The organism is Stenotrophomonas sp. YJH_SMC_91 (assembly GCF_059368495.1).
In genome coordinates, this window is the sequence record NZ_JCAFRT010000004.1 from 127,707 (window position 1) to 150,094 (window position 22,388).

The following is a 22,388-nucleotide window of genomic DNA, read 5'->3' on the forward strand; positions in this document are numbered from 1 at the left end:
TGATCGCATGACCATCACCGAAGACACCCGTCCCGCCCTGGGCCTGCCCCAGATCCAGTCGCTTGCCGCGGCCGACATGGCCGCCGTCGACGCCCTGATCCGGCGCCGGCTGTCTTCGGACGTCGTGCTGATCAACCAGATTGCCGACCACATCATTTCCGCCGGCGGCAAGCGCCTGCGCCCGATGCTGGTGATGCTGGCCGGCCACGCGGTCGGCCAGGCCGGTCCGGAGCACCACCAGCTGGCGGCGATCATCGAGTTCATCCATACCTCCACCCTGCTGCACGATGACGTGGTGGACGAATCCAGCCTGCGCCGTGGCCGCAGCACCGCCAACGCGCTGTGGGGCAACGCGCCCAGCGTGCTGGTCGGCGACTTCCTGTACTCGCGCAGCTTCCAGCTGATGGTCGAGCTGGAGCGCATGCCGGTGATGCAGATCCTGGCCGACGCCACCAACCGCATCGCCGAGGGTGAAGTGCTGCAGCTGCTGCACGTGCACAACCCGGATACCGACGAAGCCGCCTACCTGCGTGTGATCGAGCGCAAGACCGCGGTTCTGTTCGCCGCCGGCACCCGCCTGGGTGCGCTGGCCAGCGGCGTGGACGAAGCCACCCAGCAGGCCCTGTTCGACTACGGCATGCATCTGGGCTACGCGTTCCAGATCGCCGACGACGTGCTGGACTACTCGGCCAATGCCGAGGAACTGGGCAAGAACCTGGGCGACGACCTCGCCGAGGGCAAGGCCACGCTGCCGCTGATCCACGCGATGGCCCACTCCGACGACGCCACCCGCGAGCGCCTGCGCACCATCGTGCAGGACGGCGACGCTTCGGCGATGCCGGAAGTGCTGGCCGCGATCCGTGCTACCGGCGGCCTGGAGTACAGCCGCGCGCGTGCCGAGGAATATGCCGAAGCCGCCGAGCGCGCGCTCGATGGCCTGGGCGACAACGATGCCGTGGCGGCCCTGCGTGGCCTGGCGCGTTACGCGGTGCAGCGTTCGCATTGATGGGTTGAGGTATGCCGACCAACGGTCGGCACCCACCCACCGGCATTCCGGTGGGTGCCGACCGTTGGTCGGCACGGAAACGCTCGCATTGACCGCATCCGGTAGCGCCGGCCGCTGGCCGGCATTCCCGATGACATCCGCAGCATCATGAGGTTGCCGGCCAGCGGCCGGCACTACCGCTGCGCGGATCAACGTTTCTCGAAGCGCTCCTCGAAGAACTCATCCAGCGCCTTCCACGCGCGCTTGGCCGCCCGCTCGTTGTACTGGCACCCCGGCGGGCTGTTGGCATCGCGCTCGGCGAAGCAGTGCACCGCCCCGCTGTAGTTGGTGAACTCCCAGTCGACCTTGGCCGCGTTCATTTCCCTCTGGAAACCGGCGATATCCTCGGCGGTCACGCTCCTGTCGTCGGCACCGTTGAGCACCAGCACCGACGGGTGACTGCCACCGGCCTGCGCCGGCAGCGGTGAACCCAGCCCGCCGTGCAGGCTGACCACACCGGCCAACGGCGCACCTGCACGGGCCAGCTCCAGCACCGTGGTGCCGCCAAAGCAGAAGCCCACCGCACCGATCCGGCTGGCATCGAGCGGCACCCTGCCGGCCTGCGCCTTGAGCACGTTCACCGCTTCCAGCGCACGTGCCCGCAGCAACGGCCGGTCGTTGCGCAGCTTGGTCGCCACCGGCCCGGCCTCGGCATCGGTCTTCGGCCGCACGCCCTTGCCGTACACATCGGCCACCAGCACCACGTAGTCATCGCCGGCCAGCTGCTTGGCCTTCTCGATGGCCGATTCGTTCACACCCTTCCAGTTCGGCACCATCACCAGGCCCGGGCGCTTGTCGTTGTCGCCGTCGTCATAGACCAGCACGCCACTGAAGGTCGTGCCCTGGTGTTTCCACTCCACCGGCTGCGTCTTCATCGCCGCCCACGCCGGCATCGCCGCCAGCCCCAGCATCACCGCCACACCGCATCGCCAACGATTCATGCGCCTGCTCCGCAAGAAAAAGGGGACGGAGGGGATTAAGCCGTATTCGCCCCTCCCGCGTCGCATTCTGCATTGGCGACGTGACGCAGGTGTGGTTGGATACGACTTAATCCCCTCCGTCCCCTTTTTCGCATGAACCTTGTTGACCGCTTTCTGTCTGGCCTGATCCCACGCCTGCCTGCCGACGATGCCCCGCAATGGGCTCACGTCCAGGGCGCCAGCGCACAAGACCTGCAGCGCCTGCGCATGCAATGGCCGCAGGTGCCTGACAGCCTGGTGGAACTGTTGTCCCGCGTCGATGGCACCCATTTCCGCGAGTACCCCGGCGGCGGGGTCTGCGTGCTGATGCTCGGCTCGGACGTGGAAGACGGCGGCTATCCGTACTACCTGCGCTCGGTCGCGCAGATCTTCGAGGACCAGCAGCAATGGGACGACAGCATCCGTTCCATCTACGAAGAGTGGCTGGATGACGAGCCGGAGATTCTGGGTGAAGGCATCGACGCGGATCTGCCGATGAACCGCCGCCTGTGCTTCTCGCACTGCATGAACAACGGCGGCACGTCGATGCTTTACCTGGATTTCAACCCCGCACCGGGCGGCACGGTCGGCCAGGTGGTGCGCTACCTGCACGACCCGGACAGCTATGCGTTGATCGCCCCCAGCTTCGATGCGTATCTGCAGCAATTGATCGACGGCGGCTACGCGTTCATCGACGAGGAGCAGTAGATCCACGCCATGCGTGGATGGATTTCTCCGGAGGGTTGCCGGCCAGAATCCCGTTGGGGTCAGAGCCCTTTCCTGCGGAAAGGGATCCGACCCCTCAGGCGATGCCCAGCCCCGGAATCGCGCTGATGTTGTCCGGGTCGAATCCGGCCAGCTCGGCGAAATGACGGCCACGCGCCACGTAATCGCGGTACGCACCAAAGCTCGGCGCGCCCGGCGACAGCAGCACCACCCCACCCTGCACCCCCAGCGCGGCGCGCGCCAAGGCCATCGCCTCGGGCAGATCACCTGCAGCGTGCAGACCGAAGCGACCGGCATCGGCCAGCGGCTGCAGCATGGCGTGGATGCGCGGGCCGTTGCTGCCCATGGTCACGATCTCCACCGGCGGCACGTCGTGCGCCATGTGCTGCATGAAATCGGTCCAGTCCAGGCCACGGTCATGCCCGCCCACCAGCAGCGCGATGCGCTGCCCGGCGAAGCACTCCAGCGCGGCCAGGCTGGCATGCGGCGTGGTGCTGATCGAATCGTTGACGTAGGTCAGGCCATCGGCCACGCCGATGCGCTGCAGACGGTTCGGCAGCGGACGGAAGTCCTGCACCGCCGGCGCAAGCGCCGCGGCATCCAGCCCCAGCGCTTCCAGCGCGGCCAGCACCGCGCACAGGTTGCCACGGTTGTGGCGGCCCGGCAGCGGCGTGTTGCGGGTATCAAACACGGCCTGCTCACCGCGATGCACGATGTCGCCGCGCATGTGCCAGCCCTGCGGCTGGTTGAACCAGACCACTTCGCTGTCGGGCAGCGACAGCGCGGCCAGGTGCGGATCGGCGGCATTGAGCACGGCGATGCGCGGTGCGGCTTCAGTCACCAGCCGCAGCTTGTCTTCGATGTAACGCTGTTCGCTGCCGTGCCAGTCCAGGTGTTCCGGGAACAGGTTCAGCACCACCGCCACCTGCGGGCGGGCGCCACTGCGTGCCACTTCGCCGGTCTGGTAGCTGGACAGTTCCACCGCCCAGTACTCAGGCGCGGGCTGCGGGTCCAGCACTTCCAGCAGCGGCAGGCCGATGTTGCCTACCAGGCCGGTACGGTGGCCGGCGGCACGCAGCAGGTGCGCGACCAGCGCGGTGGTGGTGCTCTTGCCCTTGGTACCGGTCACGCACACGGTGTCGTGCACGATGCCATCGTCGGCCGCGTGTTCGGCGAACCACAGCGCGGTGCCACCAATGAAGCGGGTGCCCTGCCCTTCCGCCGCCAACGCGATTGGCTGGTAGGGGCTGATGCCGGGAGACTTGATCACCACGTCAAACGCGGCCAGCGCTTCAGCAGAAGGCTCGCCACGCACGTCCAGCACGCCCTGCGTTTCCGCACGCGCGGCCTCGACTTCAGCCGCCGGGCAGAACAGGCTCAGCGGCAGCGTGGGCAGGCGCTCACGCAGCACCGCAAACGCGGCGCGGCCCTCACGGCCCCAGCCCCACAGTGCAACGCGCTTTCCGTCAAGCTTCGAAATCTTCACGCACCCGTTCCCACAGCGCAGCCGGAACGCGGTGCTCGCCCTGCAGCTGCAGCAGCGGTGCCAGTTCCAGTTCGGCGGCATCCAGCTGCGGCTGGATCTCGTTGCAGAAGCGCTTCACCAGCACGTCTTCCTTCCACTCCGGGCGTTGCGCCAGGGTCGCCATCGCCGCACGCGATTCGCGGCCTTCGCCCACGCACTCGAACGGCTTGTGGTCCTGGAATTCCAGCAGCGCATCGAAGCCACCGGCCTGCTCGGCATCATCCAGCAGGTTGCGGCCGAAGATGCGCACCAGGCGCGTCTTGGGCATGAACGGGGCCAGTGCCAGGAACACGAAATGGCACTTCGGGCAGACGCCGCACCAGCGGTTCACCGGGCGCTCGCCGAGGATGTGGAAGTTGCGGTTGCAGCTGGAGAAATGCGCGTCGTAGAAGTCACTCTTGGCGAACTGGCGGGCCACCGCCAGCTCGGACATCGGGCGCAGCAGCGAGTAGTACTGCAGGTCCGCCGCCACGTACTTCTGCACATGGCTGCCGAACGCCTGCTCGCAGGCCCAGCCCTTGGACCACTGATGATTCACTTCGCCGGTGCCCGGAATCTGGCTGCCGTAGCTGGCCGAGCGCTCGTTGGAGAACACCACCTGGTCCACGCCGTGCAGCAACGCGGCCAGCACCATGATCGCCGAGTTCACCACCGTCACCGGGATATGGCCGTTCCATGCGCCCTGGCGATTCAACTCGAACAGTTCAGGTGCCAGCGTGCGGCCCAGGTTCAATGTCGGCAGGCCGGTGCGCTCGGCGCACGCACGGATCAGCTGCGAGCCACCGATCCAGGTCACGGTCTCGTCCACGCCCGCACGGCGCAGCGCTTCGATGCTGACCAGCGAATCCTTGCCGCCGCCGATAGCCACCAGCGCGTGCGGCTGCAGGCCCAGCGACGGCGCCTGCACGGCCTCGCCCTGCACCGGCAACCGGAAGCGGCCGCGCAGGTTCAGGCCATTGCGGTAGGCGAATTCGCCCAGGCCGTTGAGGTAAATGGTCTCCACCAGTGCGGCGGTATCGGCATCGATGCTGTAGCTGTCGATGCTGACCGTCTCCGGCACGCCCGCCTTGTAGTAGCTGACACCCGCGATCAGGTGCAGCAGCTGCAGCGCACGCTGCACGGCGGCGGCACGCGCCTCGTCCAGCACGAACGGGGCGCCCGGCACGGTGATGGTTTCCACCATCTCCGGGCCGTCATCAAAGGCATAGACCAGCTTGGCCACGCCGGTCTCCGCGGCGAATTCGCAGCGGACGAAGCGGAAGCGGGAAACCTGGTGTTTGTCGAAAGCAGTCATGGTGTATCCGGTCAGGCACGGGCCCGCGCGATGGCGCGGGGCGTGTCGGTGGGCGGGTGCAGGGCGCGCGCGGCGATCATTCGATCACGTCTTCGCGCGGCAGCATCCGCTGGTTGTAGGTGTTGGCCATCGAATAGCCGTAGGCGCCGGCATCGGCGATCAGCATCACGTCGTCCGGCGCGGTCGACACCGGCAGCTTGCGGCGCTTGCCGAACACGTCGCTGGACTCGCAGATCGGGCCGACCACATCGAATGCGGCCTCAGCGTAGCCACCCTGGCGGCTGAGGTTCTCGATGTCGTGCCAGGCGTCGTACAGGGCCGGGCGCATCAATGCATTCATGCCGGCATCCAGGCCGACGCGGCGCACGCCGTCCTTTTCCACCACCTGGGTGGCGTGGGTCAGCAGCACGCCGGATTCGGCCACCAGGTAGCGGCCCGGCTCGATCGCCAGGCGGAACGCCGGATGCAGCGCCTTGACCTCGGCCAGGCCCTCGGCCCAGGCATCCAGGTCGAACGGCTCGTCCTCGGCGGAATACGGAATCGGCAGGCCGCCGCCGATGTCGATGGTCTGCACGCTGCCGATGCGGCGGGCGAAACCGGCCAGCTCATCGCACATCAGGCGCCAGTGCTGCGCGGTCTCCACGCCGCTGCCGAGGTGCGCGTGCAGGCCGACCACGCGGCTGCCCAGATCGGTGGCTGCGCGCACGAACTCATCGACACGGGCGATCGGCAGGCCGAACTTGGACTCCTTGCCACCGGTACGGACCTTGGCGTGGTGGCCTTCGCCACGGCCCAGGTCGACGCGCAGCCACAGCTCGCGGTTGCGGAACAGGTCCGGCCAGCGCTGCAGTGCTTCGACGTTGTCGACCGTCACGGTCACGCCCAGCGCGAATGCGGCTTCGTATTCGCTGCGCGGGCAGAAGCTGGGAGTGAACAGCACGCGCTTGGGCGACAGTTCCGGCAGGTGCTGGAACACGTGCTTCAGCTCGCCATGCGACACGCATTCCAGGCCGAAGCCCTCGGCTTCCAGCAGCTGCAGGATGGCCGGGTGGCTGTTGGCCTTGATCGCGTAGTAGCGCTGGTCGATCGGCTTGATCGCGGCCAGCGCGCGGGCGCGGGCGCGCACGGTCGGCAGGTGGTAGACGTAGCGCGGCGTACCGGCATCGGCCAGCTGCAGCAGGTGCGCACGCTGGCCGCGCCACCACGGCGTGCCACGCGGGCGCACGGTGCCGGCGATCTCGCGCCAGCGCGGGCCGAATACTTCGGTCTCTTCCACCGGCATCGCGCCGCTGTCGATCAGCTCGGCGTGCAGCACCGGCAGCAGGCCATCGGCATCGGCCTCGTCGATGACGAAGGTCAGGTTCAGGTCATTGGACGACTGCGAGATCATGTGCACGCGCTCGCGGCCGAAGGTGGCCCACACGTCCGACAGCTTGTGCAGCAGCGAACGCATGCCACGGCCCACCAGGGTGATCGCCGCACACGGCACGATCACCTTCACCTTGCAGATCTGCGACAGGTCGGCCGACAGCGCGGCCAGCACATCGGTATTGACCAGGTTCTCGGACGGATCCAGCGACACGGTGACGTTGGTTTCGGCCGAACCGATCAGGTCCACCGACAGGCCGTGCTTCTTGAACAGATTGAACACATCGGCCAGGAAGCCGACCTGCTGCCACATGCCGATGCCTTCCATCGACACCAGCACGATGCCGTTGCGGCGGCTGATCGCCTTCACCCCTGGTACCGGCGCGGCGCTGCCATCGATGCTGGTGCCGGGCAGTTCCGGGCGCTCGGTATCGAGGATGGCCATCGGTACGCCGGCATCGCGGCACGGCTTGATCGAGCGCGGGTGCAGCACCTTGGCGCCGGTGGTGGCGATTTCCTGCGCCTCGTAATAGTCCAGGCGGGTCAGCAGGCGCGCGTCCGGCACATCCTTCGGATTGGCACTGAACATGCCCGGCACATCGGTCCAGATCTCCACGCGGCTGGCACCGAGCAGCGCACCGAAGTACGCCGCCGAGGTATCCGAGCCACCGCGGCCGAGGATGGCGGTACCGCCATCGGCGTGCCGCGAGATGAAGCCCTGGGTGATCAGCAGGCGGGTCGGCTGCGCACGGAAGCGCTGCATCCATTCCGCGTCGGCACGCCACTGGCAGTTCACCGACAGGCGCTGCGACCAGTCGCTCTGGTTCGGCTGCGGCGGCATCGCGTCCAGCCACTGGCGGGCATCCATCCAGCCCATGTCCAGGCCCGACGCGCGCAGGTAGGCCGCACCCAGGGTGGAGGACAGCAGCTCGCCCTGGCCCAGCACTTCGGCCTGCCAGTCGAGCGGACGGGTGGCTGCACGCGCGTCGTCGAGCAGGCCCTGCAGCGCGGCGAGGCGATCGGCCAGCACCTCGCGGCCCAGGCCGAGTTCAACCAGGAAGGCCTCGTGGCGTTCGACCAGCGCCGCCACGCGGTCCCGGCTGTCGGGCGCGCCATCGGCGATCGCGGTCAGTTCGTTGGTGACCCCGGACAGCGCCGACACCACCACCAGCACGCGCGAGCCGGTCTCTTCCGCGCGTTTTTTCGCCAGCTTCCCGATCGTGTCCCAGCGGTGACGACGCGACACCGAGGTGCCGCCGAACTTCAGTACGATCCAACGATCGACAATGGGGGAAGCTGACATGGATTGGCTATGTAGAATGTGGGGAAGCCGCCCTCGGGGGCGGAACCTTTGATTCTAAGCGCAATATCCCCGTAGATGGCCGTCCTCCGTTACCTGCAGCTCGATGTCTTCGCCCCCCGCCCCGGCACCGGCAACCCGCTGGGCGTCATCCTGGACGCCGACGGGCTCTCCAGCAGCCAGATGCAGGCCCTGGCCGCCTGGCTGAACCTGTCCGAGACGGTGTTCTTCCTGCGCCCCAGCACGCCGGGCGCCGACTACCACATCCGCATCTTCACCCCGACCCGCGAGCTGGCCTTCGCCGGCCACCCCAGCGTCGGCGCCGCCCGGGCGGCGGTGACCTGCGGCCTGGCGCAACCGCGCAACGGTGCCCTGCTGCAGCAATGTGCGGCGGGGTTGCTGCCGGTACGGGTGAGCGGCCCGGCCGAGGCACTGCAGATCCAGCTGGCCAGCCCACCGGCGCGGCAACTGGAGACCGCGGCCGACGGAGCGCCCGAAGCGCTGCTGGCGCTGGCCGACAGCGGGCACGTGCCCGAACTGTGGGACAACGGCGCACGCTGGTGGCTGTTGCCGCTGCGCGACGCCGCCGCCGTACGCAGCCTTGTGCCGGACATGGCCACGCTGGCCGACTGGAGCCTCGCCACCGACGCGACCGGTGTGGCCGTGTTCGCCGACGAGGCCGGCGACGACCACACCCGGGTGGTGCGCGCCTTCTGCCCCGCTGATGCAGCCGCCGTGCCCGAGGATCCAGTGACCGGCAGCGCCAATGCGCTGATCGGTGCCTGGCTGCGCCAGCGCAATGCCCTGCCCGGCCGCGAGGGCCGCTACGTCGCCAGCCAGGGCCGCGAAGTCGGCCGCGATGGTCGCGTACAGGTCGAGGTTGATGCGCAGGGCACGGTGTGGATCGGCGGCCAGGTGCAGTGCGTGATCGACGGCAGCATCCGCTGGTAGCCCACGGAAAAAAGGGGACGGAGGGAATTAAGTCGCTTATGGCACATGAGGCAAAAGCGACTTAATTCCCTCCGTCCCCTTTTTGGTGCTCCGCGCTACGCTATGCGGCCTGTTTACTGGAGTGCCGCCTGATGACCACCCGCCGTTTCCTGCAGCTGGACGTGTTCTCCCCGCGCGCCGGCGCTGGCAATCCGCTGGCCGTGGTACTCGATGCCGAGGGCCTGGACGACGCCAGCATGCAGGCCATCGCGCGCTGGACGCGCCTGCCCGAAACCACCTTCGTGTTCCCGCCGCAGGTGCCGGGCGCCAGCTATCGATTGCGCATGTTCAGCCCGCAGAAGGAAGTACCGTTCGCGGGCCATCCCAGCGTCGGTACCGCGCACGCGGTGCTGCAGGCGGGCCTGGCCGCAGCGGTCGACGGCGTGCTGGTGCAGGACGGCATTGCCGGCGCGCTGCCGCTGCGCGTCAGCGGTGAGGGTACGCAGCAGCGCATCGCCATCCGCACCCCGCGCGCGCAGCTGGCCGAAACCGCTGAGGCCACCGATCCGCGCCTGCAGGCCGCGCTGAAGGACTGGCCGCTGGGCACACTGCCGCCGGCACGCATGCAGGGCGGCCGCAGCTGGTGGGTGGTGCAGGTGGCCGACGAGGCCGCATTGCGCGTGCTGCAGCCAGACTGGGATGCAGTGGCCGCACTGGCTGAATCCACCGACAGCATGGGCGTGTTCGCCTATGCCTTCAGCGATGGCAGCGAGGGTTTCGACCTGGCCGTACGTGCCTTCGTCGGCAATGGACGCCGCTTCGAGGACGCCGCCTCGGGTGCGGCCAATGCGGTGCTGGCCGCGTGGCTGGACCTGCGTGACGCGCTGCCGCGTGGACGGACGCCGTTTGAAGTCAGCCAGGGCCGCGAAGTCGGCCATGACGCGCGCCTGACCCTGCTGGTCGACCAGGACGGCGAGGTCTGGTCTGGCGGGCAGGTGCAGACGGTGATCAGCGGCACCATCGATTGGTAAACACCATCGAGGTGGAGCCGAAGGCAGCGGCAGGAGCCGCTGCCAACGTCGGACGCGACGGCCCGGAGGGTGGCGGCCAGGAAGGCCGCCATAACGCTGGCCGGCTGTTACCTGGACCTCGAGATCATGCGGTTGCCGGCCAGCGGCCGGCACTACCCTCAGCCCAGCTCGGCTTCCAGGCTGATCGGCACCGCGCTCAGCGCCTTGGACACCGGGCAGTTCTGCTTGGCGTCATCGGCAATCGCACGGAACTGCGTCGCGTCGATACCCGGCACCACTGCCTTCACCTTCAGCCGGATCTGCGACAGCTGCGGGCCGCCCTCCAATGACAGATCTACCTTGGCTTCGGTATCCAGCGAGGTCGGGGTAAAGCCGGCTTCGCCGAGCTTGGCCGACAGCGCCATGGTGAAGCAACCGGCGTGCGCAGCAGCGATGAGCTCTTCCGGATTGGTGCCCTTTTCGTCGCCGAAACGGCTGTTGAAGCCGTAGCGTGTCTTGTCCAGCAGCCCGCTCTGCGGCGTGCTCAGCTGCCCCTTGCCCGACTTCAGATCGCCTTCCCAGTGCGCTGTGGCGTGTCGCGAGATTCCCATGTGCTGCTCCTGCGTGACGGTGATGAACGGTCACCCTCGCACGGGAGGCGTTAGCCCTGCGTCGCTCCGCCGCACGCCGCAGGTCGCCTTCCGAACCCGGCGCGTGGACACTTTCTCACCAGCCGGAAACGCATTTTTCTCTTGTTTTCAGTGGTTTCTCGCATTCCGCCGATGGGCGGGCGTGGGCCGTCGCGCGCGCTGCCACACCCCCGTCCCCCACGGCGCGCCATGTACTGAATCGGCCTGGATATGAAAAAACATGCACTTTCCGCGCTTCGGGCTATTGGCGGCGCCCAAGAGTTGCCCTACATTGCGCTTGCCGACGGGGTTCGGCGCCGACCAAACAACCAACCGTTCACGGAACAGGAAACCATGGCAAAGACCGCTAAGAAGGCTGCCCCGAAGAAGGCAGTGAAGAAAGTCGCGACGAAGGCAGCCGCCAAGCCGGCCGCTCCGAAGCCGATCAAGGAAGTGCTGACCAAGTCCGGCCTGGTTGCACACATCGCTGAAGCCTCCGGCGTCGTCGCCAAGGACGTCCGCGCTGTGCTGGCCTCGCTGGAAAGCGCCGTTGCCTCCTCGGTGCACAAGAAGGGCGCTGGCTCCTTCACCCTGCCGGGCCTGCTGAAGATCACCACCGTCAATGTGCCGGCCAAGCCGAAGCGCAAGGGCATCAACCCGTTCACCAAGGAAGAGCAGTGGTTCGCTGCCAAGCCGGCCACCACCAAGCTGAAGGTGCGTCCGCTGAAGAAGCTGAAGGACGCCGCGCTGTAAGCGCGCGCCCCAACGCGGATTCCGACGGGACGGCTCTGGCCGTCCCGTTTTCTTTTGCACGTTCCCGGCAGCAGGTCCACGCCACGTGTGGATGCGCCGCCCCGGGGCATCCGCAACACAGCGTTGCCGCATACTGGAAAATCCCCGTTCAAGCCCGTCGCCATTAGCCAGGCGCGGCCTGGGCAGGCCCTGGAACGTACCGGGTGGAACACTGCGTGCAGCCCCGGCCATCGCCGCCGCGCACGGCCTTGCCTAAGGTGGGCACATCCTCCACAGCTACGGCGAGCATCCCCTCATGGCCAGCCCCTCCACCCGCTACCGGATCTCGGTGACCCCCATCGAAAAGGACGGGTTGCAGTGCACCGGGCGCTGCACCATCGAACTGGAACATCGCGCCAGCCGCGACCTGATGCGCCTGCTGGAAGCGGCGCCACGCACCGCTGGCATCAGCGGTGATGAACGCGCGACCCTGGTGATCGCCACCCAGCTGCTGCGCGACATCGTGCAGCGCCACGCGGAGACCGATGGACATGCGTTGGCCGCCATCGCCGGGCAGGTGCTGCCGGCACTGGATGCGCTGGAGCAGTTGCCCTCCTCCCGCTGATTCCCGCGCAGCCGATACACTGTCTCCCCCACATCGCCTCGGGGAGGAGGCATGCGCAGGACGCTTTTCCTGATCGCGCCCCTGGCGCTGCTCGGCTGCTCCAGGCCTGCGGCAGCGCCCGATGTTGCGCCAGCGCCGGCTGTCGCCGGCGCCGGAACGCAGGGCATCGCCGGCTCCGAAGCGGCGTCCCTGCAGACACCGGCGATCGATCCGCTGTTCGCTGCGGTCGCTGCCGACGCCCAACCACCATCGGTGATGCTCAACCGCTACGTGATCGCGCTGCTCAACCGCAACCGCAGCGCCAGCGACGCGGCATGGGCGATTCCACCGGCCGACCCGCACCGCGCAGATGACGCTGCCATACGCCAGCTGCAGGGCGTGCGTACGCTGCGGCTGGACAGCGAGCCCCCGGTGGCACGCGACGGCCAGCATCCTCCCCAGCTGCTGGAAGTGCCGGTGCGGATCCGCGCGGTCACCACCCAAGGGACCTTCCGCTTCGGCGGCTGGTACCGCGTGCAGCCCAGTGCTGATGGCCGCGGCTGGCAGATCCAGTCGGCGCAACTGCGGCCAACGCTGGACTGAACCATTGCAGCGGCATGCACGCGCGATTCAGCCGTCCCGGCTACTCTTTCCTCCATCCTTTCCCAGTCCAGCGGTCACCGCCATGCGCCTGCGTTCCCTGATGACCCGCCTCGCCGCCTCCACCGTGCTGATCGCCGCCGCGATTGGCGCGCAGGCCGCCCCATCCATTTCCGGCCGCGAACTGTCGGTCGGCGCCAGCGATGTGCAGCAGTATCTCGATGGCAGCTTCCCGCGCACCCAGGACGCGTTGGGCGGACTGATCGCCCTCACCATGAGCCACCCCCAGCTGAGCCTCCCGGCCGGCGAGCGCTTGAACCTTGGCATGGACGTGGCACTGGCCACTGCCGGTGGCAATCCGGCCAAACTGGGTACGGTGAAGCTCAGCAGCGGCCTGCGCTACGACGCGCAGACCCAGGGATTCCATCTGCAGCAGCCGAGCGTGGATGACTTCACCCCGGCCAACCAGGGCGGTCGTCTCGACTCCCGTACCCGCGGCCTGCTCAACGCCTGGCTGAGCGACTACGCCCAGCGGGAGCCGATCTACAAGCTGGACCCGGCCGTGGCCGGCGTGCTTGGCGCGCTGCAGGTGCAATCGGCACAGGTGAAGAACGGCAAGCTGGTGGTCACCTTCAACCAGAACCTGGGCAACCTGGTGCCGGCAGGCGTGCTGGGCAAGTAAGGTGGTGCCGGCCAGCGGCCGGCACTACCGGCAGCGCATCAGGCGGCGAGTGCCTTGACCACCGCCTCACTGAAGGCTGGGATGTCGTCCGGCTTGCGGCTGGTGATCACGTTGCCGTCGACCACGACCTCGGCATCGCGCCAGTTCGCCCCCGCATTGGTCAGATCCTGCTGCAGGGACGGCCAGGACGTCAGCTCGCGGCCATCGGCGAGGCCACTGTTGATCAGCAGCCACGGGCCATGGCAGATCGCCGCCACAGGCTTGCCGGCTTCGTCTACTGCGCGGACGAAGCCGAGTACAGCCTCGTCGGTACGCAGCGTGTCCGGATTGATGACCCCTCCCGGCAGCACCAGGGCATCGAAGCTGGCCGGATCGGCCTCATCCAGCGGAATATCCACTGCAACGGCGTCGCCCCAGTTCTTCTCTTTCCAGCCCTTGATCGTCGCCTCCTTTGCAGGCGACACGACGCTGACGCGCGCGCCTTCGGCTTCCAGCAGACGCTTGGGTTCGGTCAGTTCGGACTGTTCAAAGCCGTGGGTGGCAAGGATGGCAATCTGCTTGCCCTTCAATCTTTCTGCCATGGGTGCACTCCGGTTGGGGGTGCCGACAGAATGGAAGAACGGCCCTTGCACGGCGGTGACCCTGCCGTGCACGGCAGGTGGAGAGCCTCCGGGTGGTGCCGGCCGCTGGCCGGCACCTGGATTGCGCCTTGCCGGCCAGCGGCCGGCACTACCCGGTACCGGTCAGCGCTTGGGCTGCAGCATGGTGCCGGTGCACTTGGGCGAGCCGCAGCGGCACTCCCAGATCTTCTTCAGCTTGGCGGTGTGACGCTCGGCCAGGGTGATGCCGTAGTTGTAGGTCAGCTCTTCGCCGGCCTTGATGTCACGCAGCGCCTCGATGAACACCTTATCGCCACGGCTGTCACCGTCCTCGTCTTCCTCGATCACCGCCTCGCAGTTCGGGTCGCAGCTGTGGTTGATCCAGCGCGCATCGTTGCCCTTGTAGTTGGCATCGATCACCCAGTCATCGTTGAGGGTGAACAGGAAGGTATGGCCGCTTTCAACGTCGCCGCTGTCATCGGCATCAACGTCGCCGTGGCTGCGCAGCAGGCCCTTGTACTGGATCACGCGCTCGCCCTGCTTGATCGGGGCCACGGCGAACACGCCGTTGCCATGGATGGCGGACTTGCGGGCTTGGATCTTCTTCGGCATCGGCACGGGCTGTTTGCAGCGGATGGAACCGGGATTCTCGCCCATTCCGGGTGATTGCGAAAATCACCCCGTTGGCGCAGCATGGCGCCCCGGCGGTGGCCCCGGTGCGTCGTCCCGGTCCGTCCCAGCGCCGGCTGAATGCCCGGGTTGGATGCCGGCGAATAAAAGCGTACAATTTCAGTCCGCTTTAAGAACCGCTCGCATTCCCATGTTGCGTGTCACCAAGCTCACCGATTACGCCACCGTGGTGCTGACCGTGCTTGCCGCCCGTCCGGGCGAGGTGCTCAGTGCCACTGAGCTGGCCGAATTCACCGGCCTGGAGCCGCCCACCGTCAGCAAGGTGCTCAAGCCGCTGGCGCAGGCCGGCCTGGTCGAAGGCCTGCGCGGTGTCCGTGGCGGCTACCGCCTGACCCGCCCGGCCATCGAGATCTCGCTGTTCGAAGTGGTCGAAGCGATGGAAGGGCCATTGGCCCTGACCGAATGCAGCCACGACCACCACCAGTGCGGCATGGCGCCCAAGTGCGGCGCGCGCAGCAGCTGGCGGCTGATCAACGACGTGGTCTCCGAGGCCCTGCGCGATGTCACCCTCGCCCAGATCCTGCCCCCTCTTCCCCTTGCCGATGACGAACAGCGCCGCACCATCGTTGTCGACGTCGTCTCCTGATCCACAGGCAGCCCCCCATGGCCACCGAAACCATCGAAAACGTCGCCCACGACGACACCCCCAACCGCGAGATCCACGAGCAGCTCGGCCGCAAGTATTCGGCCGGCTTCATCACCGAGATCGAATCGGACTCCCTGCCGCCGGGCCTGGACGAGGACACCATCCGTGCCCTGTCGGCCAAGAAGGACGAGCCGGAGTGGATGACGCAGTGGCGCCTGGACGCCTACCGCCACTTCCTGACCATGCCGATGCCGGACTGGGCCAAGCTGGAGATCGCGCCGATCGACCTGCAGGCGCTCAGCTACTACTCCGCGCCCAAGGGCCCGAAGTACGCCTCGCTGGATGACGTGCCAAAGGAACTGCTCGACACCTACGACAAGCTGGGCGTGCCGCTGCACGAGCGTGCCAAGCTGGCAGGCGTGGCGGTGGACGCGGTGTTCGACTCGGTGTCCGTCGGTACCACGTTCCGCAAGGAACTGGCCGAGAAGGGCATCATCTTCTGCTCGATGTCCGAGGCCATCAAGGAACATCCGGAACTGGTCCGCCAGTACCTGGGCACCGTGGTGCCGGTAGGCGACAACTACTTCGCCGCGCTCAATTCGGCGGTGTTCTCCGATGGCAGCTTCGTGTTCATTCCCAAGGGCGTGCGTTGCCCGATGGAACTGAGCACCTACTTCCGCATCAATGCCGGCCACACCGGCCAGTTCGAGCGCACCCTGATCGTGTGCGAGGACAAGGCCTACGTGTCCTACCTGGAAGGCTGCACCGCGCCGATGCGCGACGAGAACCAGCTGCACGCAGCGGTGGTCGAGCTGGTCGCGCTGGAAGACGCGGAGATCAAGTACTCCACCGTGCAGAACTGGTACCCGGGCGACGAGAACGGCGTCGGCGGCATCTACAACTTCGTCACCAAGCGTGCCGAATGCCGTGGCGCGCGCAGCAAGGTCACCTGGACCCAGGTCGAAACCGGTTCGGCGATCACCTGGAAGTACCCGTCCTGCGTGCTGCTCGGCGACGACTCGGTCGGTGAGTTCCACTCCGTGGCGCTGACCCATCACCGCCAGCAGGCCGACACCGGCACCAAGATGATCCACGTCGGCAAGCGCACCAAGAGCAAGATCGTCAGCAAGGGCATCAGTGCCGGCCGTGGCCAGAACACCTACCGCGGCCTGGTGCGGGTGGACCGCAACGCCGATGGCGCGCGCAACTACACCCAGTGCGATTCGCTGCTGATCGGCAAGCAGTGTGGCGCACACACCTTCCCCTACATCGAGGTGAAGAACCCGGGCGCCACCGTCGAACACGAGGCCACCACCTCGAAGATTTCCGACGACCAGCTGTTCTACTGCCGCGCCCGTGGCATCAGCCAGGAAGACGCGGTGTCGATGATCGTCGACGGCTTCTGCAAGCAGGTGTTCCGCGAACTGCCGATGGAGTTCGCGGTGGAGGCCAAGAAGCTGCTGGAAGTCTCGCTGGAAGGAAGCGTCGGATGATGCGTACGTCTTTGCCCGCACTGTTGCTGCTGGGCCTTTCGCCCTGGGCCCTGGCCAACGCGTCCTGCACCCCCGAAGACCTGGTGGGTGCCACCCCGGTCAGATTGCCCGCCAGCACGGTCATCTCCGCGCCGAAAGAATTTTCGATAGTGCTGACAACGGGGCAGGACGGCAGCTTCGGCGCGATCCGGGCTCGCCTGAGCTCGGGCAACCGTGAGCTGGATCGCGCCGCTGCCGAATCCATCCGACAGGCCTCCCTCGCAGTCTCCTGCCTGCAAGAACCCGGTGAAGAGATCATCGTGGTTTTCTCCGCCCTCCCCGCTCAACCTGGGCAGCCCGGCAACGGCACGGTGCAGATCGTCCGCATCGCCCCCGCAGCCCCGAAACCTACCAAGCCATGACCATGCTGAAGATCGAAAACCTCCACGCCCGCATCGGCGACAAGGAAATCCTCAAGGGCCTGTCGCTGGATGTTAAGCCCGGCCAGGTGCACGCCATCATGGGCCCCAACGGCGCCGGCAAGTCCACCCTGGGCAATGTCCTGGCCGGCCGCGACGGCTATGAAGTGACCGAAGGCAGCGTGCAGTTCGACGGCGTCGACCTGCTGGAGCAGGACCCGGAAGCGCGCGCCGCCGCCGGCCTGTTCCTGGCGTTCCAGTACCCGGTGGAGATCCCGGGCGTGAACAACACCTACTTCCTGCGCGCGGCGTTGAACGCCCAGCGCAAGGCACGCGGTGAGGAGGAACTCGATTCCATGCAGTTCCTCAAGCTGGTGCGCCAGAAGCTGGCCGTGCTGCACCTGAAGGACGAACTGCTGCACCGTGGCGTCAACGAAGGCTTTTCCGGTGGCGAGAAGAAGCGCAACGAGATCTTCCAGCTGGCCGTGCTCGAGCCGAAGCTGGCGATCCTGGACGAAACCGATTCGGGCCTGGACATCGACGCGCTGAAGAGCGTGGCCGACGGCGTCAACGCGCTGCGTGCCGCTGACCGTTCGTTCCTGGTCATCACCCACTACCAGCGCCTGCTGGACTACATCAAGCCGGACGTGGTGCACGTGCTGGCCGATGGCCGCATCGTCAAGACCGGTGGCCCGGAACTGGCGCTGGAACTGGAAGCGCACGGCTACGATTTCCTCAAGGATCGCGTGGTGCGCGAGGCGGCGGTCTGATGAGCGCCCTGCTCGACTCCATGGCCCAGGCCTTCTGCGGCAGCGACGCGCGCCGCGAAGTGCTGGACGCGGCCCTGCGTGACGGCCTGCCGGCCGCGCGCAACGAAGCCTGGAAGTACACCTCGCTGCGCCAGCTGGAACGCCGTGCGTTCGCGGCTGCACCGCTGCAGGGCCCGGCGCTGGACGCCGCGCTGCTGGAGGACATCCCGGCACCGCGCCTGGTGTTCGTCAACGGCCGCCTGGATGCCGCGCTGAGCGACGTGCAGGTCCTGCCGGACGGCGTGCAGCTGCAGCCGCTGTCGGCCGCACTGGCCTCCGGGGAAGACGCCGTGCGTTTCCTTGGCCGCCGCTACGAGCGCAGCGAAGAGATCTTCGCCCGCCTGAATGCCGCGCTGGCCGATGAAGGCGTGGTGCTGCGCGTGGACGAAGGCGTGCAGGTCGAAGCGCCTCTGCAGCTGGTGTTCGCCAGCGTCGCCGGCGAGACCGACCTGGCCTGGCACCACCGCCACCTGATCGAACTGCGTGCCGGCGCCAGCCTGGGCGTGGTCGAGCACCGCCTCAGCGTCGGCGATTCGGCGCACCTGGACAACACCGTGCTGCACGCCCATGTCGCCCGCGATGCCGTGCTCAAGCACGCCCGCGTGCAGGCCGGCAGCGCGCGCCAGACCAGCTTCCTGCGCACCGACGCCGTGCTGGCCCGCGACGCGCAGTACCACCGCGTCGACCTGGAACTGGGCGCCGCGCTCAGCCGCCATGAACTGAACGTGCGCCTGGAAGGCGACAATGCCCAGCTGACCGCCAACGGCGTGCTGCTCGGCAATGGCCGCCGCCACGTCGAAACCCGCCTGGGCATCGACCACATCGCACGCGATACGAGTTGCGAGCTGCTGTGGCGTGGCGTTGCCGCCAACCGCAGCCGCGTGGTGTTCCATGGTGGCATCCAGATCCGCGAGGGCGCCGACGGCACCGATGCGAACCTGTCCAACAAGAACCTGCTGCTGTCGGCCGACGCCGAGATCGATACCCAGCCGACGCTGGTCATCGACGCCGATGAAGTGAAGGCCGCGCATGGCGCCACCGTCGGCCAGCTCGATGCCAACGCGCTGTTCTACCTGCGCTCGCGCGGCCTGCCGCAGGCACAGGCGCAGGCACTGCTGAGCGCCGCGTTCTGCCACGAGCCGCTGAAGATCCTGCCGGAAGCCCTGCGCGAGCAGCTGGCACGCCGTTTGGACAAGGCCCTGGCCGAAGCGGGTGTGGCATGAACCTGTCCACCCCGCGCCCGATCGAAGAACGCACCGGCGCGCCCGATTGGGATCGCGTCCGCCTCGACTTCCCGCTGCTGATGCGTGAAGTGCACGGCAAGCCGCTGGTCTATTTCGACAATGCCAACACCGGCCAGAAGCCGGTGCAGGTGATCGGCGCGGTGGACGAGTTCTACCGCCGCTACAACGCCAACGTCAGCCGCGCGGTGCATGCACTGGGCAGCGAAGCCACCGACGCCTACGAAGGCGCGCGCAACACGCTGGCACGCTTCCTCAACGTGCGCCCCAGCGACCTGGTGCTGTGCAGCGGCACTACCTTCGCCATCAACCTGGTGGCGTATTCGTGGGCCCTGCCGCGATTGAAGGCCGGCGACGTGATCCTGATCACGCGCATGGAACACCACGCCAACATCGTGCCGTGGCAGCTGGTCGCACAGCGTACCGGCGCCACCATCCGCGTGGCCGAGATCACGCCTGACGGCGCACTCGATCTGGATGCGCTGCGCGCGGCAATGACCCCGGAGGTCAAGCTGCTGGCGGTCACCCACGTGTCCAACGTGCTGGGCACGGTCAACCCGGTGCGCGAGATCTGCCGTGAAGCGCGCAAGCGCGGCATCATCACCGTGGTCGATGGCTCGCAGGCCGTGCCGCACCGCAAGGTCGACGTGGCCGCGATCGGCTGTGACTTCTACGCCATCACCGGCCACAAAATGTGTGGTCCGACCGGCACCGGTGCGCTGTGGGCCCGCCGCGAGCACCTGGATGCGATGCCGCCGTTCCTTGGCGGCGGCGAGATGATCAAGGAAGTCAGCTTCGACGGCACCGTGTTCAACGATGCCCCGCACAAGTTCGAAGCCGGCACCCCGAACATCGCCGGCTTCATCGGCCTGGGCGTGGCCGCCGACTACCTGCAGCAGCTTGGCCAGGAGAACGTGGAAGCACGCGAGGCTGAACTGCTGGCGCATTTCACCGAAGAGCTGCGCCGCGTCGACGGTCTGCGCATCATCGGCGAAGCACCGGAGAAGGCCGCCGTGGTCTCGTTCCTGATCGACGGCGCGCATGCCCACGACCTGGCAACCCTGCTCGACCTGGAAGGCGTGGCCGTGCGGTCAGGCCAGCACTGCGCGCACCCGCTGCTGCAGTACTTCGGCGTGGCGGCAACCTGCCGTGCCTCGCTGGCGTTCTACAACACGCACGCCGAGATCGAGCGGTTCATGACCGCGCTGACCAAGGTACGGAAGCTGTTGGGCTGAGCCGGCACACCGGGTCAGATCCCTTTCGCGATGCGAAAGGGCTCTGACCCCATCAGCATTCCCGACAGCCGCCGTTGCGACTGCAATGCCCGCCGGATCGCGACCAGATGAACCCGGCATACCGCCCGTAGCACACCGGGGTCAGATCCCTTTCGCGATGCGAAAGGGCTCTGACCCCACCAGCATTCCCGACAGCCGCCGTTGCGACTGCAATGCCCGCCGGATCGCCAGCAGATCCCCCGCCGGAATGCCCGCCTCGATGAACTCCACATAGCGCCTGCGCCGTTCATCCGCATCAGAACCCATCAGCTCGAATGCCGAATGCGGCTCGAGCAGCGCATTGGGCCTGCCACGCGCATTGGCGCGATAGCTGGACCAACGATAGTCGCCGGGATGCGCCACCTTCCCCGCCCGAACCGGGTTGAGCTCTATGTAGCGCTGGCAGGCCAGCAGATAGCGATCCGAATCCACCACCGTGGAGTGGAAGCGCCCCTCCCATAACGTGCCGGTGCGGCCCTGCCGATCATTCACCCGACGTACGTAGGCCCGGCTCACGGCCTGCATCATCCGGGACAACCCGCCGGATGCATCAGGCGTTGCCAGAAGATGGACGTGGTTGCCCATCAACACATAGGCGTGAACCCGGCAATGCTGCTGGTGCGCGTGATGACACAGCAGGCGAAGGTAGGCGGCGCGGTCGCCATCGGTGAAGAACACGGGCTGGCGATTGTTGCCGCGCTGGACGACATGTTGCGGGTATCCGGGCGCATCGACCCGTCGTGGCCTCGGCATGGGCAGCTCCTGGTAACAGAGGGTCAGAGCCCTTCGCTGCGCAAAGGGATCTGACCCCGAGCATCTGCCGATTCCGCGCCCGTGCCAGTCGGTCCATGGCCTGCCGTTGGGTCAGTAGACGCCGGGGGCAGAGCTCCTCCGCGTTGCGAAAGGGATCTGCCCCCTCCCCCCATTTGCGCCCGCCCACGCCCCACCTAGAATGGGGCCATGAGCACTCTGACCTTCCGCGCCGCCACGCCGGCCGACATCCCCGCCCTGATCGCCCTCGTCACCTCGGCCTACCGTGGCGACGCCAGCCGCGTCGGCTGGACCACCGAAGCCGACCTGCTGGATGGCGCCCGCATCGACGCCGAAGGCATCCAGGCCGACCTCGACCGCCCGCGCTCGACCATCCTGCTGGCCGAGCGCGGGGACCAGCTGGTGGCCTGCGCCCACGTCGCCGATGTCGACGGCAAGGGCTACTTCGGCATGTTCTCGGTCGATCCGGCCCAGCAGGGCGGCGGCGTCGGCAAGCAGCTGATGGATGCCGCCGAAGCACACGCCGCGCGCGAATGGAACGTACCGGTGATGCAGATGACCGTCATCGACGTGCGCGACGAGCTGATCGCCTTCTACGAGCGCCGCGGCTACAGCCGTACGGGCATCAAGAAGCCGTTCCCGTATGGCGACGAACGCTTCGGCATCCCCAAGCGCGACGACCTGCGCTTCGAGATCCTGGAAAAGCCGCTGAACGGAGCCGCCGCGTGAGTGAGGCCTGGACCTTTGTCTGTGCCGGCAACGAGCTGCTGCCGGGTGAAATGAAGAGCGTGTTCGACGAAGTGACCGGCACGCCGATCGTGGTATTCAACCTCGACGGCGAGCTGTACGCACTGGAAGACCAGTGCACGCATGAAGAGTTCGAACTGTCCTCGGGCGAGTTCAACACGACCGAAGGCAGCGTGGAGTGCGTGCTGCACGGCGCGCGCTTCGACGTGCGCGATGGCCGCGCCCTGTGCGCCCCGGCCTACAGCCCTGTGCCCAAGTTCCCGGTGAAGCGCGAGCATGACGCGATCTGGACCCGCGACGACCGGGATTGAGGCGGCGCTGGGCCCGGAGAGCCCCCAGAGGGCGCCTCGCGGGAGAGCATCCACCCATGGGGTGA

24 protein-coding genes are annotated in these 22,388 nt (G+C 67.4%); 16 read left to right on the forward strand and 8 right to left on the reverse strand.

The features are described from left to right. Positions 1-7 precede the first annotated feature (7 nt). The gene (locus tag AC5P5X_RS07680) at positions 8-1,006 is read left to right on the forward strand and encodes a polyprenyl synthetase family protein (protein WP_005408451.1); all 999 of its coding nucleotides are present in this window, start codon (positions 8-10) and stop codon (positions 1,004-1,006) included. A gap of 188 nt (positions 1,007-1,194) precedes the next feature. On the opposite strand, the gene AC5P5X_RS07685 is transcribed toward AC5P5X_RS07680, so the two are convergent. Next, a complete protein-coding gene (locus AC5P5X_RS07685) occupies positions 1,195-1,986 on the reverse strand; it encodes a dienelactone hydrolase family protein (protein ID WP_111189205.1) in 792 nt (263 codons plus the stop codon). 132 nt (positions 1,987-2,118) lie between these two features. Here AC5P5X_RS07685 and AC5P5X_RS07690 point away from each other — a divergent pair, with 132 nt between their 5' ends. Continuing rightward, a complete protein-coding gene (locus AC5P5X_RS07690) occupies positions 2,119-2,712 on the forward strand; it encodes an SMI1/KNR4 family protein (RefSeq protein WP_111174179.1) in 594 nt (197 codons plus the stop codon). 94 nt (positions 2,713-2,806) lie between these two features. Here AC5P5X_RS07690 and murD read toward each other — a convergent pair whose 3' ends face one another. From murD to AC5P5X_RS07705, 3 genes are all read right to left on the reverse strand, one after another. After that, the gene (gene murD / locus AC5P5X_RS07695) at positions 2,807-4,216 is read right to left on the reverse strand and encodes a UDP-N-acetylmuramoyl-L-alanine--D-glutamate ligase (protein ID WP_111189204.1); all 1,410 of its coding nucleotides are present in this window, start codon (positions 4,214-4,216) and stop codon (positions 2,807-2,809) included. Then, positions 4,197-5,549 (reverse strand): UDP-N-acetyl-alpha-D-muramoyl-L-alanyl-L-glutamate epimerase, encoded by a 1,353-nt coding sequence (murL, locus tag AC5P5X_RS07700; RefSeq protein WP_059033454.1) that lies wholly within the window; start codon positions 5,547-5,549, stop codon positions 4,197-4,199. Before murL ends, murD begins: the two co-directional genes overlap by 20 nt. A gap of 76 nt (positions 5,550-5,625) precedes the next feature. After that, entirely contained in the window at positions 5,626-8,220 is a 2,595-nt protein-coding gene (locus AC5P5X_RS07705; RefSeq protein ID WP_111189203.1) for a bifunctional aspartate kinase/diaminopimelate decarboxylase, read from the reverse strand. A 75-nt stretch (positions 8,221-8,295) separates the two neighbouring features. Here AC5P5X_RS07705 and AC5P5X_RS07710 point away from each other — a divergent pair, with 75 nt between their 5' ends. After that, a complete protein-coding gene (locus AC5P5X_RS07710; protein ID WP_111189202.1) occupies positions 8,296-9,168 on the forward strand; it encodes a PhzF family phenazine biosynthesis protein in 873 nt (290 codons plus the stop codon). 131 nt (positions 9,169-9,299) lie between these two features. Beyond that, entirely contained in the window at positions 9,300-10,178 is an 879-nt protein-coding gene (locus AC5P5X_RS07715) for a PhzF family phenazine biosynthesis protein (protein WP_043034181.1), read from the forward strand. Positions 10,179-10,336: 158 nt separating this feature from the next. Here the strand turns inward: AC5P5X_RS07715 and AC5P5X_RS07720 are convergent, their stop codons facing one another. Continuing rightward, positions 10,337-10,768 (reverse strand): OsmC family protein, encoded by a 432-nt coding sequence (locus AC5P5X_RS07720; protein ID WP_005408443.1) that lies wholly within the window; start codon positions 10,766-10,768, stop codon positions 10,337-10,339. Positions 10,769-11,140: 372 nt separating this feature from the next. Between AC5P5X_RS07720 and AC5P5X_RS07725 the strand changes: the two genes are divergently transcribed. The 4 genes from AC5P5X_RS07725 to AC5P5X_RS07740 all read left to right on the forward strand — a co-directional run bounded on the left by AC5P5X_RS07725 (position 11,141) and on the right by AC5P5X_RS07740 (position 13,404). After that, the gene (locus AC5P5X_RS07725; protein ID WP_005408442.1) at positions 11,141-11,539 is read left to right on the forward strand and encodes an HU family DNA-binding protein; all 399 of its coding nucleotides are present in this window, start codon (positions 11,141-11,143) and stop codon (positions 11,537-11,539) included. 295 nt (positions 11,540-11,834) lie between these two features. Further along, a complete protein-coding gene (locus tag AC5P5X_RS07730; protein ID WP_005408441.1) occupies positions 11,835-12,143 on the forward strand; it encodes a DUF3861 family protein in 309 nt (102 codons plus the stop codon). 51 nt (positions 12,144-12,194) lie between these two features. Next, complete coding sequence (locus AC5P5X_RS07735) at positions 12,195-12,725, forward strand: hypothetical protein (protein ID WP_024956949.1); 531 nt, start codon at positions 12,195-12,197, stop codon at positions 12,723-12,725. An 82-nt stretch (positions 12,726-12,807) separates the two neighbouring features. After that, the gene (locus AC5P5X_RS07740) at positions 12,808-13,404 is read left to right on the forward strand and encodes a YceB family lipoprotein (protein ID WP_005408439.1); all 597 of its coding nucleotides are present in this window, start codon (positions 12,808-12,810) and stop codon (positions 13,402-13,404) included. A 38-nt stretch (positions 13,405-13,442) separates the two neighbouring features. Here the strand turns inward: AC5P5X_RS07740 and AC5P5X_RS07745 are convergent, their stop codons facing one another. Together AC5P5X_RS07745 and AC5P5X_RS07750 are read right to left on the reverse strand one after the other, a co-directional pair. Next, complete coding sequence (locus AC5P5X_RS07745; protein WP_024956948.1) at positions 13,443-13,985, reverse strand: type 1 glutamine amidotransferase domain-containing protein; 543 nt, start codon at positions 13,983-13,985, stop codon at positions 13,443-13,445. A gap of 162 nt (positions 13,986-14,147) precedes the next feature. Then, entirely contained in the window at positions 14,148-14,615 is a 468-nt protein-coding gene (locus AC5P5X_RS07750) for an SET domain-containing protein (protein ID WP_012479369.1), read from the reverse strand. 208 nt (positions 14,616-14,823) lie between these two features. Between AC5P5X_RS07750 and AC5P5X_RS07755 the strand changes: the two genes are divergently transcribed. The 6 genes from AC5P5X_RS07755 to AC5P5X_RS07780 are packed head-to-tail and all read left to right on the forward strand — an operon-like array spanning position 14,824 to position 20,455. After that, positions 14,824-15,279: an SUF system Fe-S cluster assembly regulator gene (locus tag AC5P5X_RS07755; RefSeq protein ID WP_062606652.1), complete on the forward strand. Its 456-nt coding sequence runs from the start codon at positions 14,824-14,826 to the stop codon at positions 15,277-15,279. Positions 15,280-15,296: 17 nt separating this feature from the next. After that, complete coding sequence (sufB, locus tag AC5P5X_RS07760) at positions 15,297-16,772, forward strand: Fe-S cluster assembly protein SufB (protein ID WP_005408435.1); 1,476 nt, start codon at positions 15,297-15,299, stop codon at positions 16,770-16,772. Beyond that, complete coding sequence (locus tag AC5P5X_RS07765) at positions 16,769-17,173, forward strand: hypothetical protein (RefSeq protein WP_005408434.1); 405 nt, start codon at positions 16,769-16,771, stop codon at positions 17,171-17,173. Before sufB ends, AC5P5X_RS07765 begins: the two co-directional genes overlap by 4 nt. Positions 17,174-17,175: 2 nt before the next feature. Continuing rightward, positions 17,176-17,940 (forward strand): Fe-S cluster assembly ATPase SufC, encoded by a 765-nt coding sequence (gene sufC / locus AC5P5X_RS07770; protein ID WP_024958766.1) that lies wholly within the window; start codon positions 17,176-17,178, stop codon positions 17,938-17,940. Continuing rightward, entirely contained in the window at positions 17,940-19,202 is a 1,263-nt protein-coding gene (gene sufD / locus AC5P5X_RS07775; protein WP_062606650.1) for a Fe-S cluster assembly protein SufD, read from the forward strand. The genes sufC and sufD overlap by 1 nt, the downstream gene beginning before the upstream one ends. After that, on the forward strand, positions 19,199-20,455 hold the full coding sequence (locus tag AC5P5X_RS07780; protein ID WP_010483557.1) for a cysteine desulfurase: 1,257 nt from the start codon (positions 19,199-19,201) through the stop codon (positions 20,453-20,455). Before sufD ends, AC5P5X_RS07780 begins: the two co-directional genes overlap by 4 nt. Positions 20,456-20,596: 141 nt before the next feature. Here AC5P5X_RS07780 and AC5P5X_RS07785 read toward each other — a convergent pair whose 3' ends face one another. After that, positions 20,597-21,247, reverse strand: coding sequence for a transposase (locus tag AC5P5X_RS07785; RefSeq protein WP_060380430.1), 651 nt, complete (start codon positions 21,245-21,247; stop codon positions 20,597-20,599). Positions 21,248-21,454: 207 nt separating this feature from the next. On the opposite strand from AC5P5X_RS07785, the gene AC5P5X_RS07790 reads away from it, so the two are divergent. Together AC5P5X_RS07790 and AC5P5X_RS07795 are read left to right on the forward strand one after the other, a co-directional pair. Beyond that, positions 21,455-21,994 (forward strand): GNAT family N-acetyltransferase, encoded by a 540-nt coding sequence (locus tag AC5P5X_RS07790; protein ID WP_005408429.1) that lies wholly within the window; start codon positions 21,455-21,457, stop codon positions 21,992-21,994. After that, a complete protein-coding gene (locus tag AC5P5X_RS07795; protein ID WP_005408428.1) occupies positions 21,991-22,323 on the forward strand; it encodes a non-heme iron oxygenase ferredoxin subunit in 333 nt (110 codons plus the stop codon). The genes AC5P5X_RS07790 and AC5P5X_RS07795 overlap by 4 nt, the downstream gene beginning before the upstream one ends. Positions 22,324-22,388: the final 65 nt, after the last annotated feature.